Here is a 17,445-nt window from a genome sequence, read left to right as displayed (position 1 = left end):
CGATCACACCGATCACGGCGACGAGCTAGGAGTCCCTGGTGAGAGTTCCCTCGTAGGCGATTAGTCCGAGGTCGTCGGTGTGACGGTAGGCGAGGGCGTCGCCCTTGCGGGTGAGCACGACGTCGCCCGGGACACAGCCAGGGACGTCCTCCAGCCGGAAGATCAGCGCGGATGGGGACGCCGCGGTCAGCCGCAGCGTGCCCTTGCAGGAGTTCGCCGGCTGCCTCCACTCGCCGGACTTCCCGCCGCGCCGCAACGCGATCTCGATGTCGTACTCGCTCGTGAGGAGGCCGGCGGTGGGCGCGATGTGGCCCCGCCACTCGCCCGCGAACGCGTGCGGGATGCCCGCCCGTTCGGCGGCGGTCGTGGGATCGGCCCCGTCCGTGTCACCGGACGCGGCGCCGGTGGCACCGCCGGCCGGCGTCGGGTCGGCTTCCGCCGCGTCCGTGCTCTCGGCGGAGGCGGTCGCGAGGGGCGTCGGGGAGGCGCCGCCGGGCGTCGCGACCAGCCGCGGGACCAGCAGCGCCGCGGTGATCCCGAGGGCTGCCACGGCCGCGCCGGCCCCGGCCAGGACCCGGGCGGGGGATCTCCTGCGGCCGCCTCCGGGAACGGTCTGCGCCCAATCCGAAGGATCGTACGGCGGCGCGGGCGCCGGCATGGGCGCCGGCATGGGCGCGGTGCCGACCAGTTCCAGCAGCAGGTCACGGGCGGCCGGACGGGCGGCGGAGTCCTTCGCGAGGCAGCGTTCGACCAGCGCGCGCAGAGGCGGGGGCACCGGCGTCAGGTCGGGGGAGGTCGTCATGATCCGGTGCAGCACGGCGGCGACGTTGCCGGCGCCGAACGCCGCCCGGCCGCTGGCGGCGAAGACGATCGTCGCGCCCCACGCGAACACGTCGGAGGCGGGCGTGGCCGGATGCCCCGCGATCTGCTCGGGCGCCAGGTAGGCCGGGGTGCCCACCAGACCTGCGGTGATCGTCTCGCTCTCGCCCTGGCGGGCGATGCCGAAGTCGACGACTCGGGGACCGTCCGGCCCCAGCAGCACGTTGCCCGGCTTGAAGTCGCGGTGCACGATGCCCGCGGCGTGGATCGCGGCCAGCGCGGTCGCGGTCCCCACCGCGAGCCGCTCCAGTTCGCCGCCACGCAGCGGCCCCGAGGCGGCCACCCGCTGCTGGAGCGAGGGGCCGTCGACGAACTCGCTCACGACGTACGGCTCGCGGCCGTCCAACACCGCCGTGATCACCCTGGCCGTGCAGAAGGGGGCGACGCCGCGCAGGACGTCGAGCTCGCGGGTCAGCCGTGCCCGGACGGCGGGGTCGAGCCCGGTCTTGATCACCTTCACCGCGACAGGTGCGCCCTCGGGCGCGTGGCCCAGGTAGACGACGCCCTGGCCGCCCTCGCCGAGCCGTCCGCCGATACGGAACCCGCCGAGCGTGCGCGGGTCATCTGGCTCAAGGGGGGCGACCATGGCCAAACAGTAGCGATCCCGCTGCCGATCGGGGATCAGAGCATGCGCAGGTTCACCGCGTCGGCGAGCGCGCGCCGCCCGGCGTCGCTCAGGTGCAGGTGATCGCCGGAGTCGTACGAGAGGGCGAGCTGCTCGGGGAACTCGGGGTCGCGCACGGCCCGGTCGAAGTCGAGGACGCCGTCGAACGCCCGGCTCGTGCGGATCCAGGTGTTCAGCCGCTGCCTGATCTCCTCGCGCTCCGGCGTCCAGGTGCTCCAGCCGTAGAACGGCGTGAGCGTGGCCACCAGCACCTTGACCTTGCGGGCGTGCGCCTCGCGGATCAGCCGCTTGTAGCCGTAGGCGAGCGGCTTGATCGAGGTGTACTCGCCCCGGGCGATGTCGTTGATGCCCTCGTAGACCACCACGGTGCGCACCCCCGGCTGGGACAGCGCGTCGCGGTAGAACCGGCTGAGACCGCTCGGCCCGACGTTGGGGTGCAGCAGCCGGTTTCCGGCGATGCCGGCGTTGAGCACCCCCATCCGCCGCGACGGCGACTGGTCGGCGAGGCGCTGCCGCAGGTAGTCGGTCCAGCGGCGGTTGGCGTCGACGGCCTGACCGGCGCCGTCGGTGATCGAATCGCCGAACGCGACCACCGAGCCGACCGTGGCCGCGCCCGCCTCGACCGCGACCCGGTCGAGGAAGTACCACTGCGTGCTGGTGTAGGTGAAGCCCTCGCCGCTCTCCTCCGCCGCGTGGTCCCCCGGGTCCGACAGGTAGGTGGTGCTGTAGGCGCGTTCGTGCCCGGTGACGCCCCTGACGGTGCCGGGCAGGTGGAAACTGACGACCAGCGCGGAGCCGCCGGCGATCCGGCCCGGGATCGGGTCGCTCCAGACGGCCTGGCCCGGCGGCACCTTCACCGAGGTGCGCGTGCGGAAGGTCACCGGCCGGTTGGTGCCGGTCAGGATCTCGGCGCCGTACGCCTGGACGCCCACGTGAACGCTCGCGAACGTCACCGGCGCCGTCCCGAAGACGTTGGACAGGCGCAGGCGCATGCCGGTGCCGCCGATGCTGGCGCGCACGACCATCCGCACGGTCTGCCCGCCGAGGGCCGCCGTGATCCGGTCGGCCGAGGTGGTCCAGGAACCGACAAGGCGTCGCCGTACGGGCGCCTCGTTGCGGGGCCGTTGGCTGCCGGCCTCCGCTCCGCCGGCGGCGGAGGACGGGTGAGGCCGGGGGGCGGTCGCGGTGCTCGCGGCCGTGAGGGACTCCGCGTGGACCGGCGTCGTGGGGAGCGCGGCGGTCGCGCCGCCGACGGCGAGGGCGAGAGCGGCCATGGTCAACCGGTGAGCCGGCCGTGCCATCCGGGTCCTCCATTGGGTGTGCTGCCTGGGGCGGGGTCCGTGGCGACGGCGCTCCCGATCGCTGCGCCGGAACCGGTGATCGAGAAGCGCCCGCGACGCCATACATTACGGCTGTTTGGCGAACACCGGGGAAGAACTTGACCGTCAGGCGTCACAGTTGCGTGGCTGCCGGGACGGATAGGCTCGATGTGATGAATGCACACGAGCGTTGGATCGTTCTGGAAGGCGCGGCGAACGTACGGGACCTCGGCGGTCTGCCCACCGCTGACGGCGGGACCACGGTGCCCGGGCGGATCCTGCGGGCCGACAACCTGCAGGGCCTGACCGAGGGGGACGTGGCGCTGCTGGTGGGCGACCTCAAGCTGCGGCACGTGGTGGACCTGCGGTCGGAGACCGAGGTACGCCTGGAGGGGCCCGGGCCCCTGACCCTCCTGCCGGAGGTCGGCATCCACCACCACAGCCTGTTCGCGGAGGGCGGGCGCCTCACCGACGTCGAGGCCGACACCATCGACGACAGGGCGCTGCCGTGGCAGGGCGAGCGGGACGAGGCGGACCTGGCCGAACTCCGCGTGACCGGCTACTACTACGGATACCTGCGCGACCGGCCCGACTCCGTGGTGGCCGCCCTGCGGGTGCTCGCCCGTGACGACGGCGCGGCCGTGGTCCACTGCGCGGCGGGCAAGGACCGCACCGGAGTCGTCAGCGCGCTGGCGCTCGCCGTCGCGGGCGCCACCCGGGAGGCGATCATCGAGGACTACGTCGCCACCGGCCAACGGCTGGAGGGCATCCTCGCCCGGTTGCGCGCCAGCCGCACCTATCGCGAGGACCTCGACTCCAAGCCTGCCGACAGCCACCTGCCGCGGCCCGAATACATGGGCCAGTTCCTGACGACGCTGGACGTCCGGTTCGGCGGTCCCCTCGGCTGGCTGCGCACCCACGGGTGGACCGACGCGGACACCGAGGCCCTGCGCGGCCGCCTGCGCGACTGACATCCGGCCCCGGCAACGGGCCGGCCGGGATCAGGTGAGTGTCTCGCCGCCGTCGACGGTGATACCTGGCCGGTGAGGTGGTTGTTGGCCATGAGGAAGACAGCCGCGGCGGCGGCCTCCTCGGCGGTGCCGAACCGGCCGAGGGGGACGGTCGATCCGGCGGCGGCGACCGCGTCGTCGGAGTCCAGCCCCGGCAGTGAGCGCAGGAGCGGGGTGTCGATCCGGCCGTAGCGGACGGTGTTCACGCGCACCCGCGCGGGGGCGAGTTCCACGGCGAGGGCCTTGGTGAGGGTCTCCACGGCGCCGCCGAGCGACAGCGGGACGGTCATTCCCGGATAGGGGCGGACCACGAGGATCCCCGAGCTGAACGTGAGCGAGCCTCCCGCGGGAAGCCGCGTCGCCGCCGCGCGGGCGACGGCGAAGACCGTCTGAAGGGGGCCGGAACCGAGGGTCGTGCGGATGTCGTCGGCCGACAGCCCGGTCAGGGGGCCGGCGCCGCTGACGCCGCCGGCGGTGACGTACACATGGTCGACGTGACCCGCCCGGTCGAAGGCCTCGGCGAGGGTCTGCTCGTCTCCGCCGTCGCCGGGAACGCCGACCACGGCGTCGTCGGGATCCTCGGCCGGGCCTGCGCCTCGCACCCGGGAGACGGCGGCCTTCAGCCGGTCGGGATCGCGGCCGACCAGCACGACGCGGGCGCCGACCGAACGCAGCAGGACGCCCGCCGCCAGCCCGATGCCCGAGCTTCCGCCGATGACGACGGCGGTCGTGCCCGAGAGAGCGGTCGGCAGCGGCGAACGAACGGGGATGGGAACCGTGGTGCTCATGAGAGCGCAGGCCATCTACCTGTACTACGGGAGCCAGGAGAAGCTGTTCGCCGCCGTCTTGCGGGCGAAGCTGGAGGAGGTCCCCGTCGCCATCTCCATCGATCCCGACGCGGTGGCCGAGTCGGTCGGGCAGATCTTCGACTGGTACCGGGAGCACCCGGAGCTGATCAGGCTGCTGCTGTGGGAGGCGCTGGAGGCGGGCGACGCACCCGATGAGGGCGAGCCGAAGCGCCGTGACGCGTTCCGCGAGAAGGCCCACCAGCTCGTGGACGGAGGCGTGGCGCACCACGTTCCCGAGGACGTACGAGTCCGCGCCGCCCAGGACCTGCTGTTCACCGTCATGGGACTGATCGCCTGGAACTTCGCGGTGCCCCGGATGTGCCGCCTCGCTCTGGACGAGGAGACCGACCAGGCCGCCCTGGACCGCCGCCGCGAGACCGTGATCGAGGTCGCGCGCCGACTCGCCGCCGCCCAGGGCGTCTCCGCCCCGGGCGCCTCCGTAACGGGCTCCCGGAGCGACACGACCTGACGCTATTCCTGCCGCTCGGAAAGGGTGACCACCTGGCCGAGGGCGGCCGAGAGAGCGGCGGCCTCCAGGACGGCGATGGTTTCCACGGCACCGTCCGGCTCGACCGGGGGCGGCGCGCCGTCCCGCAGGCAGGCCACGACGCCCTCGTAGAACCGCTGGTACGCCCCGGGCTCCGTGCGAACCGGGCGGGCGTCGCCCTCGGCGCCGAGCGTGCCCCAGCGCTCGGAGGGCTCCACGCCCCAGCCGGCGGCGTCCGGGCCCCCGCCCGCCCGCAGGCGTTCCTCCTGCGGGTCCAGCCCCCACTTGACGTACGACGCGCGGGAGCCCAGCACCCGGAACCTCGGGCCGAGGTTCGCGGCCACCGCGCTCATCCACAGGTGCGAGCGGGTGCCGTTCCGGTGGGTCAGCGCGACGAACGCGTCGTCGTCGTTGCGCACCCCGGCCCGCCTGACGTCGGTCTCCGCGTACACCCGAGAGACCGGGCCGAACAACCGCAGGGCCTGGTCCACCAGGTGGCTGCCGAGGTCGTAGAGGGTGCCGCCGATCTCCTCCGGGCCGCCCGACTCGCGCCAGCCGCCCTTGGGCACCGGCCGCCACCGTTCGAACCGCGACTCGAACCGGTGGACCTCGCCCAGCTCGGGCAGCAGGCGGCGCAGGGTCAGGAAGTCGCCGTCCCAGCGCCTGTTCTGGAAGACCGTCAGCATCAGCCCACGGTCACGCGCCAGCCGTACGAGGTCGCGGGCCTCCTGCGCGGTGCCGGCCAGCGGCTTGTCGACGACCACGGGGAGACCGGCGTCGAGCGCCTCGGCCGCCAGGGACACGTGGGTGCGGTTCGGCGTCGCGATCACCACGAGATCGCAGCGGTCCCACAGGGCGTCCGCGGACGCCACAACGTCCGCGCCGGGGTGCTCGGCGCGGACGCGGTCCGCCTTGGCGGGGTCGCGGGTGACGACGGCGGCGAGGCGCAGTCCCGGCGTGGCGGCGATCAACGGCGCGTGGAAGAAGGATCCGGCCGGGCCGAAACCGGCCAATCCGACGCGGATCCCGGGGAGATCTGAGGGCGGCATGAGGGGCGGGATGTCCTTCGGCTCAGGTGTCGCGGTCGTCCCGTTCGGCGAGGAACGCCTCGAACTGGGCGGCGAGCTCGTCACCCGTGGGCATCTGCGCATCCTCGGCCAGCAGGCTCTCCCGTTCGGCGCCCGACTGGAACGCGTCGTACTGCTGCTCCAGGCCGCGGATCGCGCCGGCCAGCTCGTCGGAGGCCGCGATCTGCTCCTCGATCTCGGTGTTGGTCTTGTCGGCCGCGTCCCGGAGAGCGTCCGTGGGGAACACCAGCCCGGTGCCGCGGGTGACGGCCTCCAGCGCCGTCACCGCGGCCTGCGGATACTCGGCCTGGGCGAGATAGTGGGGCACGTGGATCGCGTAGCCGAGCGCGTCGTGGCCCTTCGCGCCGAGCCGGAACTCGACGAGCGCGGCGAGGCTCCCCGGCACGCGGACCTTGCCGAAGGGACTGGTCTGCCCGTGGACGAGGTCGGGCCGGCTGGCGTGCGCCGTCAGGCCGAGCGGCCGGGTGTGCGGGACGCCCATCGGGATCCCGTGCACGGTCACGAGCTTGCCGATGTTGAGCCGGGTCACCAGCATGCCGACGGCCTCGGTGAACAGCTCCCACTCCCGGTCGGGCTCCGGGCCGCTCATGATGAGAAACGGCGTGCCGGTGACGTCCTTGGCCAGGTAGACGGCCAGCTCAGGAGTGTCGTAATCGCTCCAGTGATCGGCGTCGAAGGTCATCACCGGGCGGCGTGACCGGTAATCGAGCAGCCGGTCCACGTCGAAGTGCGCGATGACCCGGTGCTCCAGTTCGGCGAGGAGGTGCCCCAGGGCCAGCCGCCCGGTGGCACCGGCGTCGACGAACCCCTCGAAGTGGTAGAGCAGCACCGGATCGGTCAGCTCGGGCAGGTCCCCGTCGAGCCGATAGAGATCCGTGGGGTCGGACACGTGTCCCAGCCTTTCTCACGAAGTCTTTACCTACTGAACCTACGGGACCCCCGGTCGATTCCGCGTTTGAATCCCGGGAGGTAGCGGCGACCCTACCGTTGGACAATGGAGAACATGGAGCCGGACCCGGAGCTGGAGGAGTTCGCCACCAGGGTCTTCGACCTCGCGAGGTCGGGGCGGACCGAGGCGCTGTGCGCCTACGTCGACGCGGGCGTGCCCGTGAACCTGCACAACCAGAAGGGCGACACCCTGCTCATGCTGGCGGCCTACCACGGGCACGCCGACACCGTACGCGCCCTGGGCGAGCGGGGCGCGGACCCGGACCTCGCGAACGACCGCGGGCAGACACCGCTGGCCGGCGCGGTCTTCAAGAAGGAGCCCGAGGTCGTGCGGGCGTTGCTGGAGCTGGGAGCCGATCGCTACGCCGGGACGCCGTCGGCGGTCGACACCGCCCGCCTGTTCGCGGACCCGGAGATCGTCAGCCTCCTGGAGGGCTGATCCGGCTGAGCCGATCCGACTGACTGGTGTGTCCTTAATTGAGGAGATCTGGCATCGTTCACCCGGTGGGACCATGCTGGGCGGATGGCTACTGCGAAAGCGGATTCCCTCAGTGGGCGCCCCCTCCGCCTTCCCTCGCTCACCTGCCCCTTCCCGAGTGCGGTGAACCCGCACGTCGAGGTGGTGAACCGGGACACGCTGGCCTGGCTGGCCGCGTCCGGCATGATCGCCGGCGAGGACCAGCTCGACCGTTACCGGCTCGCTCGCTACGGATGGCTCGGCGCCCGGACCTACCCGTACGCCTCCCGGGAGCTGTGCCAGCTCGTCACGGACTGGTGCGTGTGGCTGTTCGCGTTCGACGACGCCTACTGCGAGTCGGACCGGCGGGCGGCCGAGATCGCCCGGGCCCTGCCCCAGCTCTACGGCGTCGTCGAGGAGAACGCCGAACCGGTCGACAACGTCTTCGCCCGTGCGCTGCTCGACATCAGGACGAGGATCGCCGCCCACGCCACCGCCGACCAGATCGACCGCTGGTGCGCGACGACCAAGGACTACCTGTTCGCGCAGGTGTGGGAGGCCGCCAACCGCGAGGACGACGTCGTTCCGACTATCGACGACTACATCTTCATGCGCCGCAGGACCGGCGCGATGCTCACCGTCTTCGCGCTGATCGACGTGGCCGCCGAGATTCCCCTCACTGCGGACGAGTGGCGCCACCCGGTCGTGCACGAGATGACCGAGCACGCCAACGACGTGGTCGTCTGGGACAACGATCTCATCTCGTACGCCAAGGAGCGGGGGGAGGCCAACATCCGCAACAACCTCGTCAGCGTGCTGGTCGGGCACACCGGCTGCACGGTCCAGGAGGCGATGGACCGCATCGGCGCGATGCGCGACGAGGCGGTCGCCGCGATGGCGGCGCTCACCCCGGCCACCGAGGCGCTCGGCTCGCCCGCCGTCGACGCGTACGTGGACGGCCTGAAGTACTGGATCAGCGGCAGCGTGGACTACTCGCTGACCAGCTCCCGGTACGTCGGCGCCTGGCAGTGACTGCGCCCGGTCAGTCCGGGGAGAAGTCGTCGAGATCGTCCAGCGCGTACTCGACGAGGTCACCCAGGCTGAACCGGGCCCCGACGGCGTACGCCTCGTCGTAGGCGGCGTCGCCGACCAGCTTCTTGCACTCCTTGACGCACTGCTCGTGCTCGGTCGTGAAGAACGGCGACCCGAACTGGGGCAGCCCGAACGTCCGCCAGTTGGCCTGGGCCGCCCCGAGGAGGGTCGCCGTCCGTTCCGGCTCACCGGCCTCGAGGCTCAGCGTCGCGAGGTTGTCCACGCACAGCACGATGCCGAGCACGTCGTGGAAGTGCCGCTTGATCCGCAACGCCTCCTTGCACGCCACCAGCGCCTCGTCGCGCCGGCCTATGGCCCGGTGCACCAGGGAGGTCGCGTACCAGGCGTAGGAGCGCAGCCACAGCTCGCCGCGTTCCTGGCAGACCTGCAGGCAGTCCACGAGCAGGGTCTCCGCCTCCGCGAACTCGCCCTGTGAGAGCAGCACCATGGACAGCTCGACGATCGCCGGGAGCAGGCCCGGGTTCAGCTCCCGGCCGCCCCGGTGGAACTCGATCGCGACGCCGAGCAGCGCCGTCGCCTTCTTCGCGTCGCCCTGCAGCATGGCCGCGGTGCCCTGCATCTTGGTCGCGAGCAGCACCGCGCCCGAGTCGCCCACCCGCACCGCGTCGGTGCTGCACTGCTCGGCCGCGGCCAGCGCGCCCGCCATGTCGCCCTGGGCGCTGCGGATGTAGGCCAGCACCCACAGGGCCTTGCAGCGTTCCTTGCTCGGCGAGGGGCTGGCCTTGAGCGCCCGCTCCAGGTAGACCACGCCCTCGCGGGCGAATCCGCAGGCGACCCACAGGAACCACAGGGCCGACAGCAGTTCCAGGCCGACGCGCTCCTCGCCCGGTGTCGACAGGCAGTAGTCGAGGGCGACGCGGATGTTGTCGTGCTCCTGGCGCAACCGGGTGTACCAGTGGACCTGACGCGGTCCCGACCACGAGTGCTCGCTGCGCTCGGCCAGCTGGAGGTAGTAGTCGCGGTGGCGGCGCCGCAGGTTCTGCGTCTCGCCGAGCTTGTCGAGCCACTCGCCGCCGTACTGCCGCAGCGTGTCGATCAGCCGATACCGCTGGCCGGCCGGAGTGGTGAAGCTGAGCAGTACCGACTTGTCGACCAGGCCGCCGATCACGTCGAGGATACGCTCGGCGGGCAGGACCTCACCGGCGCAGACGTTCCGGGCGGCGTCCAGCTCGAAGTCGCCGGCGAACACCGACAGCCGTGCCCACAGCAGCCGCTCGGCCGGTTCGCACAGCTCGTGGCTCCACCCGATCGCCGCGCGCAGCGTCTGGTGCCGTGGCAGCGCCGTACGGCTGGCCCCGGCGAGCAGGCTGAACCGGTCGGCGAGCAGCGCGAGGATCTGCTCGACCGACAGTGTGCGCAGCCGTACGGCGGCCAGTTCGATGGCCAGCGGGATCCCGTCGAGGCGGCGGCACAGCTCGGCGACGGCCGTGATGTTGTCCTCGTCGACCACGAAGTCGGGCACGACGGAGGAGGCCCGCGCGCCGAACAGCTCGACGGCCTCGTTGGTGAACGGGTTCTCCGAGGGACTGTCGCCGGGCACCGACAGCGGTGGCACGGCGGCCGTGTACTCGCCCGGGGCGTTGAGGGAACGCCGGCTCGTCGCGAGGATGCGCAGGTGCGGCGCCGTGCTGAGCAGTTCCTGCGTGAGGTGGGCGCACGCGTCGACCAGGTGCTCACAGGTGTCCAGGATGAGCAGGAGCTCCCGGTCGGCCAGCCACTCGGCGAGGGTGTCCGACCCCTCGCGCGGCGACTGGTCGGCGATGCCGAGCGCGGCGGTGATGGTGTGGTAGACCATTGCGGGGTCCTGCAGCCGGGCCAGGTCGACATACCAGACGCCGTCCCTGAACTGGCGCCGCACCTGATGCGCGAGACGCAGCGCCGTGCGCGACTTGCCGACCCCGCCGATGCCCGTCACGGTGATCAGCCGGTGCTCCTGCAGCTTCTGTCTCAGCGACGCGAGCAGCCGCGTCCGCCCGACGAAGCTGGTGAGCTCCACGGGCAGGTTGCCCTCTTGCCGCCATCCTGATGGCGTTGCCATGCCGCCTCACGGGGGGGTTCGTCCGGCGTGCTCCCTGCTCCCGCATCGTACCTTTGCGTGCGGTTGGCTGTCCGGTGGTACCGGCGTGACGTTTGACCGGTGGGAGGCGCCGGCTCGCCGGATCACGGCTATGGGCGGAGCCAGTAGCATTGTGCGCGTGAGTGTGCAGCATCCGGATGACATGCGTCCGGTGGACCTCTTCGACGAGGGGCTGCCGGTGCTGCCTGACCAGACGAGCGACGACACCGACCTCGGGTGGGGCGAATGGCGCTCCGACTCCGACGTCTCCCGACTGCTGGAGGAACGCCCCCCTCACTGGGATTAGCGGTTCGCCGAGAGCTCGAACCACACCGCCTTGCCCCTGCGTGTCGGGCGCACGCCCCAGGAGCGGGACAGCGAGTCGACGATCAGCAGACCCCTGCCGCCCTCTTCGTCGTCCCGTGACATGCCGCGCGCCCGGACGGGGACCCGAACCTCGTCCTCGACCTCGCATCGCAGGACGCGGCCGGTCGTGCGGTGGGTCGTGTCGTCGCCGGTGTCGTCGCGCAGCAGGAGGGTGAGGACCGGTTCTCCCCGCCCGTGCCGCAGCACGTTGGCGACCAGTTCGCTGACGAGGAGTTCGGCCACCTCCGTCACCTCCGGGTCCTGGCCGCAGCTCCATTCCGTCAGAGCGGCGCGGACGAGCCGCCGTGCGCGGCACGTCGAGGCGGGGTCGGCGGGAAGCGTCCAGGAGGAACGGCGGAGACCTGTCACGACGTCGTCCGGCGGCCGGGCCGGGGGCACGAGCGAGATCATCGTTCCGCCCACGCGGTCACGCGGCCCGTGCACAGCAGGCCCGGTGCGCGGGGAGGCTCCGGCCGTCGGGGAGCAGCTCGCCGGTGTCGTCGAACACCACGACGCCGTTGCACAAGCAGTCCCCACCCCTGCTCGGGGTTGGAACGCCACCAGACGGGCGGCGTCGTGATCGGGCGGGTACGGCGGGGTGTGCGGGCACATGCGGATCACCTCGATCCTTCAGCGGGTGGCGGACAGTTCGCGGAGAGCCGGCTCGGGCCGGGTGACCCGGCGCAGCAGACGGCCGAGTGCGCTGTTGACGCTGCCGGGCCGTTCGAGCATCAGGCTGTGGCCGGTCTCCGGGAGAACGACGAGCCGCGCCGAGGGCAGGGCCGCCGCGATCGCCTCGCTGTGCGCGACAGGCGTGACGAGGTCGGCGCCGCCGACCATGACCAGCGTGGGGATGTCGCGCAGTGCCCCGAGCGCCGCGAACCCGTTGTGCGCCATCAGGGCCGGGTAGAAGTCCCTGAACACCTGCGCAGGGGCGGAGCAGATGACCCGGGCGGCGGCATCCCGCACGCTCGCCGGCACGTCCGAGGTGAAGGAGTAGCGCCGGACCAGCAGGTGCACGATCTCCTCGACGGCGCGCCCGCGGCGGGCCGGGTCGTCGCCGAGCAGCCTGAGCAGTCCGGGCAGGAGCGGGCGCAGCAGCCGCGCGCCGTACGCCGGGAGGCCCAGCGTGATCTGGGACAGCCCGCCGGCGGACGTCGACAGCAGCGCCACCCCCGCGATCCTGGGGCCGAACATCTCCGGGTGCGCCCGCGCCAGCGCCATGATCGCGATGCCGCCCATCGAGTGTCCCACCAGGACCACGGGCCCCACCGGGACGACCTCGTCGAGGATCCGGTGCAGGTCCCGGCCGAGCTGCGCGATCGTGGCCGACCCCGCGGCGCCCCGGCCCGACCGGTTGTGGCCGCGCTGGTCGTACATCACCAGTCGGGCCCGGCCGGCCAGGGCCGTGCGCTGGTCCTGCCAGCAGTCCAGGCACATTGACAGGCCGTGGCAGAACACCATGGTCACCTCGGCGTCCTCGGGGCCGTCCACCACGACGTACAGCTCGACGCCGTCGTCGGCGACGACGACGCGGGACGTGCCCGCGCCCCGCTCGGGGCCGGGGCCGGACGCGGCGGATTCGCCGGACCGGCGGGGCCTCGGCACCATCGCGCCCAGGCCGGTCATTCCGTCGGTCCACGTCTCGTGCCGGTCGGTCGGCATCGCCGCCTCCTTCGGGAAACCCGGGCGAGCTCCCCGCTTCGCGGTCGCCCGTTGACACTTCTTACGATCCCTTTTGGATGGCGTGGCGTCTGCGCTGGCAGCCCCCATCTCGCGGGCGTGTCCGCGGCACCGCGGGATTGCGGCTAGCTGCAATGACTCCGACGCGCCCCGATGCCACTGTGGAGATGTGCCCCTGCGGTGTCTCATCGTCGACGACAGCGATCACTTCAAGGAGGCCGCCCGCCTGCTGCTGGAGGCGGACGGCGTCGCCGTCGTGGGCGCGGTGTCCACCACGGCCGAGGCTCTCCGGTGCTTCGACGAACTGCGGCCGGATATCGTGCTGGTCGACATCGACCTGGGCGAGGAGAACGGCTTCGACCTGGTCCTGCGGCTCTATGAGGTCGCGGGGGACCGCCCGCCGCGAATCATCCTGATCTCCACGTACGACGAGCAGGACTTCGCCGAGATGATCGCCACCAGCCCGGCCCTCGCCTTCCTGTCCAAGCCGAGCCTCTCGGGCCGGGCCATTGACGAGATCCTTCGCAGGGCGGGCGCCTGACGGTCCGGTTCCGGGCCGGGCTCGTACGGCCTCAGCGGGCGTCGAGGAAGGCGAGCACCGCGAGCACGCGGCGGTGGTCGTCCTCCGTCTCCGGCAGCCGCATCCTCGACATGATGCTGCGCACGTGCTTTTCGACCGTGCCCTCCGTGATCCAGAGCTTGTGCGCGATCCCCGCATTGGAGCGGCCCTCCGCCATCAGGGCGAGCACCTCCCGCTCACGCTGGGTGAGCTGCTCCAGCGGATCGTGCCGGCGGCGGGCGTTGATCAGCTCGGCCACGAGGCTGGGATCGACGACGGAGCCGCCGTGGGCGATGCGTTCGAGCGTCTCGACGAAGTCGGACACCGCGGTCACCCGGCTCTTGAGCAGGTAGCCGACCCGGTGACCGGCGGCGAGCAACTCCATCGCCTGGTCGACCTCGACGTGCGCCGACAGCAGCAGGATGCCCACCTCGGGGAACTCCGCGCGGATGACCTTGGCCGCCTCGACGCCTTCCGTGGTGTGTCGCGGCGGCATCCGGATGTCGACGACCGCGAGGTCCGGGCGGCGCTCCCGTACGAGGGCGAGCAGCTCGGACGCGTTCCCCGCCTGCCCGGCGATCTCGAAACCCGATCGTTCCAGCAGACTCGCGAGCCCCTCGCGCAGCAGCACGTCGTCGTCCGCCAGGGCCACTCGCGTCGGTGTCTCGTCCACCGTTTCGCCGCCTTCCGCGCGTGCCGGACACGCCCGGGCGGGGGCCGCACCTCGATCGCGTCACCGACCGGGGCAGCCGCACCGAGCACGGCCGATCAGCGTCGACGTGGTGCGAACAGCCGCGTAACGTGGGCTTATGTGCGCGCGATTGCTGTCGTCGCTGCTCCGCGTGACGCGTCCGCCCCTCCTGGTGGGCGTCATCGCCGGTGTCGTATGCGTGACGGCGGAGACTTTTCTGACCTTCCTGCTGGCGCGGGTGGCCCCCTCGAACGCCCTGGCCGTAGTCTATCTGGTCGGCGTTCTCGTGGTTTCGTACCTGTGGGGCCTGCCGCTCGGCATCCTGACCGCGCTGGCCAGCGGCTTCGCCTACGACTTCTTCCTGGTCACCCCCGTCAACCGGGTCACCCTTCTCAGCAGCTGGTCGTGGGTGCCACTGCTGGTCTTCCTGGTCGTCGCGCTGCTGGTCAGCGCCGCCGCCGCACTGATGCGGGCGCTGCTCATCGAGGCCGAGGAGCGCAGGCGCGAAGCCGACCTCGACGCCGGCACCGCCCGTCTCCTCCTGCGCGCCGAGCATCTGCGCGCGGCGCTGCCGGTCGTGGCCAGGCGCCTGGCGGAGGGGCTCGGCCTGCCGTACCTGACCATCGAACTCGGACCGGTCGGCAAGGACCCGCGCCACACCGCGCTCCCGCTGACCGACGAAAGTGTCAGGCTCGGCACGCTCGTCGCGCCCGCGGACCTGCCCGCGGCGACGCTGCGCCGCCTGCGGGAACGCGTAGTGCCCTCCCTGGAGGCGGTGCTGGTGGCGGCGCGTGATCGTGAGGCCATCGGGAACGCCCTCGCGGCGAGCAGGGACGAGCTGGCCAGGGTGGCGGAGGAGCAGGCCGCCCTGCGGCGGGTCGCGACGCTGGTCGCGCGCGGGGTACGCCCGACGGAGATCTTCGAGGCCGTCGCCCGCGAGATGGGGCCGATCGTGAACGCGGACCACACGGCGATCGAACGATACGAGCCCGATCGGACGGTCGTCCTGCTGAGCTCGTGGAGCGCGTCGGCCGGCGGCTTCCCGCTGCCCGTGGGCTCGCGCCGGCCGCTCAACGAGAACGGTCTGTCCGCTCTCGTCCTGCGGACGGGACGGCCGGGCAGGATGGCGGCCGAAGAGGGGGCGGCCGGAGAGCTGGACGCGTGGGCCAGGAACGAGGAGATCGTCTCCGCGGTGGCCAGCCCGATCGTCGTCGAGGCGCGCCTGTGGGGCGTGATGGTCGCCTTCTTCAGCCGTCTTGAGCCGCAGCCGGACGGCGTTGAGGAACGCATGCGGGACTTCACCGGACTCGTCGCCACCGCGATTTCCAACGCCCAGGCCCGCGACGAGCTCGCCGCCTCGCGCGCCCGGGTGGTCGCGGCCTCGGACGAGACCCGGCACCGGATCGAACGCGACCTGCATGACGGGGCACAGCAGCGCCTGGTCTCCCTGGGGCTGCAACTGCGCATGGCGGAGGCCGCCGTGCCGCCCGACCTGGCGAAGCTCAAGGAACAGCTGGTCCATACGTCCGAGGGCCTGACGATGGTGCTGGAGGACCTGCGGGAGCTGTCGCGCGGCATCCATCCGGCGATCCTGTCCAAAGGAGGACTCGGGCCGGCCCTGAAGATGCTCGCGCGGCGCTCGGCCGTACCCGTCGACCTGCGGGTGCGGGTCGAGGGGCGTCTCCCGGAGCGGGTCGAGGTGGCGGTCTACTACATGGTCTCGGAGTCGCTGACGAACGTGGCCAAGCACGCGCGCGCCTCGCTGGTGTGCGTCGAGGTCGACGGGGTGAGCGAGGCGGCGAGAGTCGCGATCCGCGACGACGGGGTAGGAGGCGCGGACCCCGGCAAGGGCTCCGGGCTGATCGGTCTCATCGACCGTGTCCAGGCGCTCGGCGGCACGATCGAGGTCACCAGCCCGGCCGGCCATGGCACCGCGGTGACGGCCGTCATCCCGGTCGGCAACGCCGATAGGATGGACGCGTCCTCACCGCCGGTGGCGCGCTGAGGGCCACGAGGGCGCCGGTCAGGGCGGGTTGCCGGGCGAGTGCCGGGCGAGTGGCAGGCGGACGACGAAGCGGGCGCCACCCTCCGCCGCATCCTCCACACCGATGGTTCCGCCGTGCGTTCGCACGATCTCCCGTGCGATGGTGAGGCCGAGGCCGGGACCGCCCTGGCTGCGACTGCGGGACTCGTCCAGCCGGGTGAACGGCTCGAAGACCCTCTCACGATCGGTTTCGGCGATGCCGCCTCCGTCGTCGGAGACCGCGAGCTCCGCGTGGACGCCTTCCTGGCGCACCTCCACCAGCACCCTGCTTCTGGCGTGGCGCTGGGCGTTGTCCAGAAGATTGCCCAGCAGGCGGTGGATCTCGTGCTCGACGGCGTGGACCGCCACCCCCGGGACGAGCCGGAGCAGCACCGGCTTCCGGGTCGCCCGGCTGGAGATCTCCGCCCGTACCAGCTCCGTCAGGTCCGCCCGTCCTTTCCCGCGGGGCGGCTTCGTTCCCGCCTTCACCAGTTCCAGCAGATCGGAGACGATCGCCTGGAGACGGTCCACGTCTCGCAGCGTGTGGTCGACGAGCTCGGCGAGGTCGGTCTCGCCGGGGTGCAGCCGGGCCTCCTCCAACTGCGTCCGCAGCCCGGTGAGAGGCGTCAGCAACTCGTGGGAGGCGTCGGCCAGGAAACGGCGCTGCCTGTCGGCCGTCCGGTCCAGTCGTCTCCTGGCGTCGGTGAGCCGCCTCAGCACGCTCTCGGCGGCGTCCGCGGGTAGGGCGATCTCGTCCTCGTCGTGAGGAGCGGGGACGCGGGCGTCCGAATCGCGGGCGGGTGAGTGGTCGCGGTGGTACATGACGGTCGTCACAACCGTGCCGTGCCTGTTATGGCTGTCACCGAGCCGTTGTATGGGCCGGAGGACGACAATATGGCCTCCGGCGCCGTGCGGCGCGACCGGCTGTGCCGGGACAATGCCGTCTGGTGGCGCCGGGTGCGCAGGGTGGGGCACGGCATCGTACAACGGTGCCGGGCGGGCGACGCGGGCGGGCCCGGCCGCGTCACCCGGCGCGGCGCGGTTCCCATCGGTTCCAGGACAGTTCTCGGCACCTGGTCACCTCCGGCTAGGGGTCACGTGCTGTGGCAGTGGCGGTCTCGCGCGTCCGCCCGGCCGTGGCGACCTCGATCACGGCCAGGAACGGTGGACGCGAGGGGCGCCGATCCACGTTCGGATCGGCTCCAAACCACCATGCTCCGCCGGCATCCACCCGTCTGCGCTGGCAGCCCCCATACCGGCCCCACCGCCAGCCATCCCATGGCATTCCGGCTA

Annotated in this window: 17 protein-coding genes and 2 pseudogenes; 7 read left to right on the top strand and 12 right to left on the bottom strand. The window is 72.1% G+C overall.

The window, feature by feature from the left end; genetic code table 11:
- Positions 1-25: 25 nt before the first annotated feature.
- Both ACQPZZ_RS28500 and ACQPZZ_RS28495 read right to left on the bottom strand, forming a co-directional pair.
- Positions 26-1,465: a serine/threonine-protein kinase gene (locus tag ACQPZZ_RS28500; RefSeq protein WP_432924088.1), complete on the bottom strand. Its 1,440-nt coding sequence runs from the start codon at positions 1,463-1,465 to the stop codon at positions 26-28.
- A gap of 35 nt (positions 1,466-1,500) precedes the next feature.
- Positions 1,501-2,805: an SGNH/GDSL hydrolase family protein gene (locus ACQPZZ_RS28495; protein ID WP_432924086.1), complete on the bottom strand. Its 1,305-nt coding sequence runs from the start codon at positions 2,803-2,805 to the stop codon at positions 1,501-1,503.
- A gap of 191 nt (positions 2,806-2,996) precedes the next feature.
- Here ACQPZZ_RS28495 and ACQPZZ_RS28490 point away from each other — a divergent pair, with 191 nt between their 5' ends.
- Positions 2,997-3,794 (top strand): tyrosine-protein phosphatase, encoded by a 798-nt coding sequence (locus tag ACQPZZ_RS28490; RefSeq protein WP_432924084.1) that lies wholly within the window; start codon positions 2,997-2,999, stop codon positions 3,792-3,794.
- A gap of 125 nt (positions 3,795-3,919) precedes the next feature.
- On the opposite strand, the pseudogene ACQPZZ_RS28485 reads toward ACQPZZ_RS28490, so the two are convergent.
- Positions 3,920-4,621: pseudogene (locus ACQPZZ_RS28485) on the bottom strand (SDR family NAD(P)-dependent oxidoreductase); the annotation flags it as partial.
- Between ACQPZZ_RS28485 and ACQPZZ_RS28480 the strand changes: the two are divergent.
- Complete coding sequence (locus tag ACQPZZ_RS28480) at positions 4,620-5,150, top strand: TetR/AcrR family transcriptional regulator (protein WP_432924082.1); 531 nt, start codon at positions 4,620-4,622, stop codon at positions 5,148-5,150. The pseudogene ACQPZZ_RS28485 and the gene ACQPZZ_RS28480 overlap by 2 nt on opposite strands.
- 2 nt (positions 5,151-5,152) lie before the next feature.
- Here ACQPZZ_RS28480 and ACQPZZ_RS28475 read toward each other — a convergent pair whose 3' ends face one another.
- On the bottom strand, positions 5,153-6,217 hold the full coding sequence (locus tag ACQPZZ_RS28475; protein ID WP_432924080.1) for a Gfo/Idh/MocA family oxidoreductase: 1,065 nt from the start codon (positions 6,215-6,217) through the stop codon (positions 5,153-5,155).
- A 22-nt stretch (positions 6,218-6,239) separates the two neighbouring features.
- Positions 6,240-7,145, bottom strand: a complete 906-nt coding sequence (locus tag ACQPZZ_RS28470) for a proteasome assembly chaperone family protein (RefSeq protein WP_432924078.1) — start codon at positions 7,143-7,145, stop codon at positions 6,240-6,242.
- Between the two features lie 105 nt (positions 7,146-7,250).
- Between ACQPZZ_RS28470 and ACQPZZ_RS28465 the strand changes: the two genes are divergently transcribed.
- Positions 7,251-7,643 carry an ankyrin repeat domain-containing protein gene (locus tag ACQPZZ_RS28465; RefSeq protein WP_432924076.1) on the top strand — a complete coding sequence of 131 codons (393 nt, stop codon included), beginning with the start codon at positions 7,251-7,253 and terminating at the stop codon, positions 7,641-7,643.
- Between the two features lie 84 nt (positions 7,644-7,727).
- The gene (locus ACQPZZ_RS28460) at positions 7,728-8,693 is read left to right on the top strand and encodes a 4-epi-cubebol synthase (protein ID WP_432924074.1); all 966 of its coding nucleotides are present in this window, start codon (positions 7,728-7,730) and stop codon (positions 8,691-8,693) included.
- Positions 8,694-8,703: 10 nt separating this feature from the next.
- Here ACQPZZ_RS28460 and ACQPZZ_RS28455 read toward each other — a convergent pair whose 3' ends face one another.
- Positions 8,704-10,812 carry an ATP-binding protein gene (locus tag ACQPZZ_RS28455; RefSeq protein ID WP_432924072.1) on the bottom strand — a complete coding sequence of 703 codons (2,109 nt, stop codon included), beginning with the start codon at positions 10,810-10,812 and terminating at the stop codon, positions 8,704-8,706.
- A gap of 157 nt (positions 10,813-10,969) precedes the next feature.
- Between ACQPZZ_RS28455 and ACQPZZ_RS28450 the strand changes: the two genes are divergently transcribed.
- The gene (locus ACQPZZ_RS28450) at positions 10,970-11,137 is read left to right on the top strand and encodes a hypothetical protein (protein WP_357049574.1); all 168 of its coding nucleotides are present in this window, start codon (positions 10,970-10,972) and stop codon (positions 11,135-11,137) included.
- Here ACQPZZ_RS28450 and ACQPZZ_RS28445 read toward each other — a convergent pair.
- The 3 genes from ACQPZZ_RS28445 to ACQPZZ_RS28435 are packed head-to-tail and all read right to left on the bottom strand — an operon-like array spanning position 11,134 to position 12,861.
- Positions 11,134-11,619, bottom strand: coding sequence for an ATP-binding protein (locus ACQPZZ_RS28445; RefSeq protein ID WP_432924070.1), 486 nt, complete (start codon positions 11,617-11,619; stop codon positions 11,134-11,136). The two genes, ACQPZZ_RS28450 and ACQPZZ_RS28445, sit on opposite strands and share 4 nt — an antisense overlap.
- Before the next feature lie 4 nt (positions 11,620-11,623).
- The gene (locus tag ACQPZZ_RS28440; RefSeq protein ID WP_432924068.1) at positions 11,624-11,806 is read right to left on the bottom strand and encodes a DUF5999 family protein; all 183 of its coding nucleotides are present in this window, start codon (positions 11,804-11,806) and stop codon (positions 11,624-11,626) included.
- Positions 11,807-11,826: 20 nt separating this feature from the next.
- Positions 11,827-12,861 carry an alpha/beta fold hydrolase gene (locus ACQPZZ_RS28435; RefSeq protein WP_432924066.1) on the bottom strand — a complete coding sequence of 345 codons (1,035 nt, stop codon included), beginning with the start codon at positions 12,859-12,861 and terminating at the stop codon, positions 11,827-11,829.
- Between the two features lie 187 nt (positions 12,862-13,048).
- On the opposite strand from ACQPZZ_RS28435, the gene ACQPZZ_RS28430 reads away from it, so the two are divergent.
- Positions 13,049-13,420, top strand: a complete 372-nt coding sequence (locus ACQPZZ_RS28430) for a response regulator transcription factor (protein WP_432924064.1) — start codon at positions 13,049-13,051, stop codon at positions 13,418-13,420.
- Positions 13,421-13,451: 31 nt separating this feature from the next.
- Here ACQPZZ_RS28430 and ACQPZZ_RS28425 read toward each other — a convergent pair whose 3' ends face one another.
- On the bottom strand, positions 13,452-14,111 hold the full coding sequence (locus tag ACQPZZ_RS28425; RefSeq protein WP_432924062.1) for a response regulator transcription factor: 660 nt from the start codon (positions 14,109-14,111) through the stop codon (positions 13,452-13,454).
- A gap of 136 nt (positions 14,112-14,247) precedes the next feature.
- Here ACQPZZ_RS28425 and ACQPZZ_RS28420 point away from each other — a divergent pair, with 136 nt between their 5' ends.
- Positions 14,248-16,134 carry a GAF domain-containing sensor histidine kinase gene (locus ACQPZZ_RS28420; RefSeq protein ID WP_432924060.1) on the top strand — a complete coding sequence of 629 codons (1,887 nt, stop codon included), beginning with the start codon at positions 14,248-14,250 and terminating at the stop codon, positions 16,132-16,134.
- Between the two features lie 18 nt (positions 16,135-16,152).
- On the opposite strand, the gene ACQPZZ_RS28415 is transcribed toward ACQPZZ_RS28420, so the two are convergent.
- Positions 16,153-16,641 (bottom strand): sensor histidine kinase, encoded by a 489-nt coding sequence (locus tag ACQPZZ_RS28415; RefSeq protein WP_432934579.1) that lies wholly within the window; start codon positions 16,639-16,641, stop codon positions 16,153-16,155.
- A pseudogene (locus tag ACQPZZ_RS28410) lies at positions 16,642-16,974 on the bottom strand (sensor histidine kinase); the annotation flags it as partial.
- Positions 16,975-17,445: the final 471 nt, after the last annotated feature.

Source organism: Microbispora sp. CA-135349 (assembly GCF_050947365.1).
Taxonomy (GTDB): domain Bacteria; phylum Actinomycetota; class Actinomycetes; order Streptosporangiales; family Streptosporangiaceae; genus Microbispora.
The sequence above is the reverse complement of the archived record's forward strand: the minus strand, read 5'-3'. Positions and strand labels throughout refer to the sequence as shown.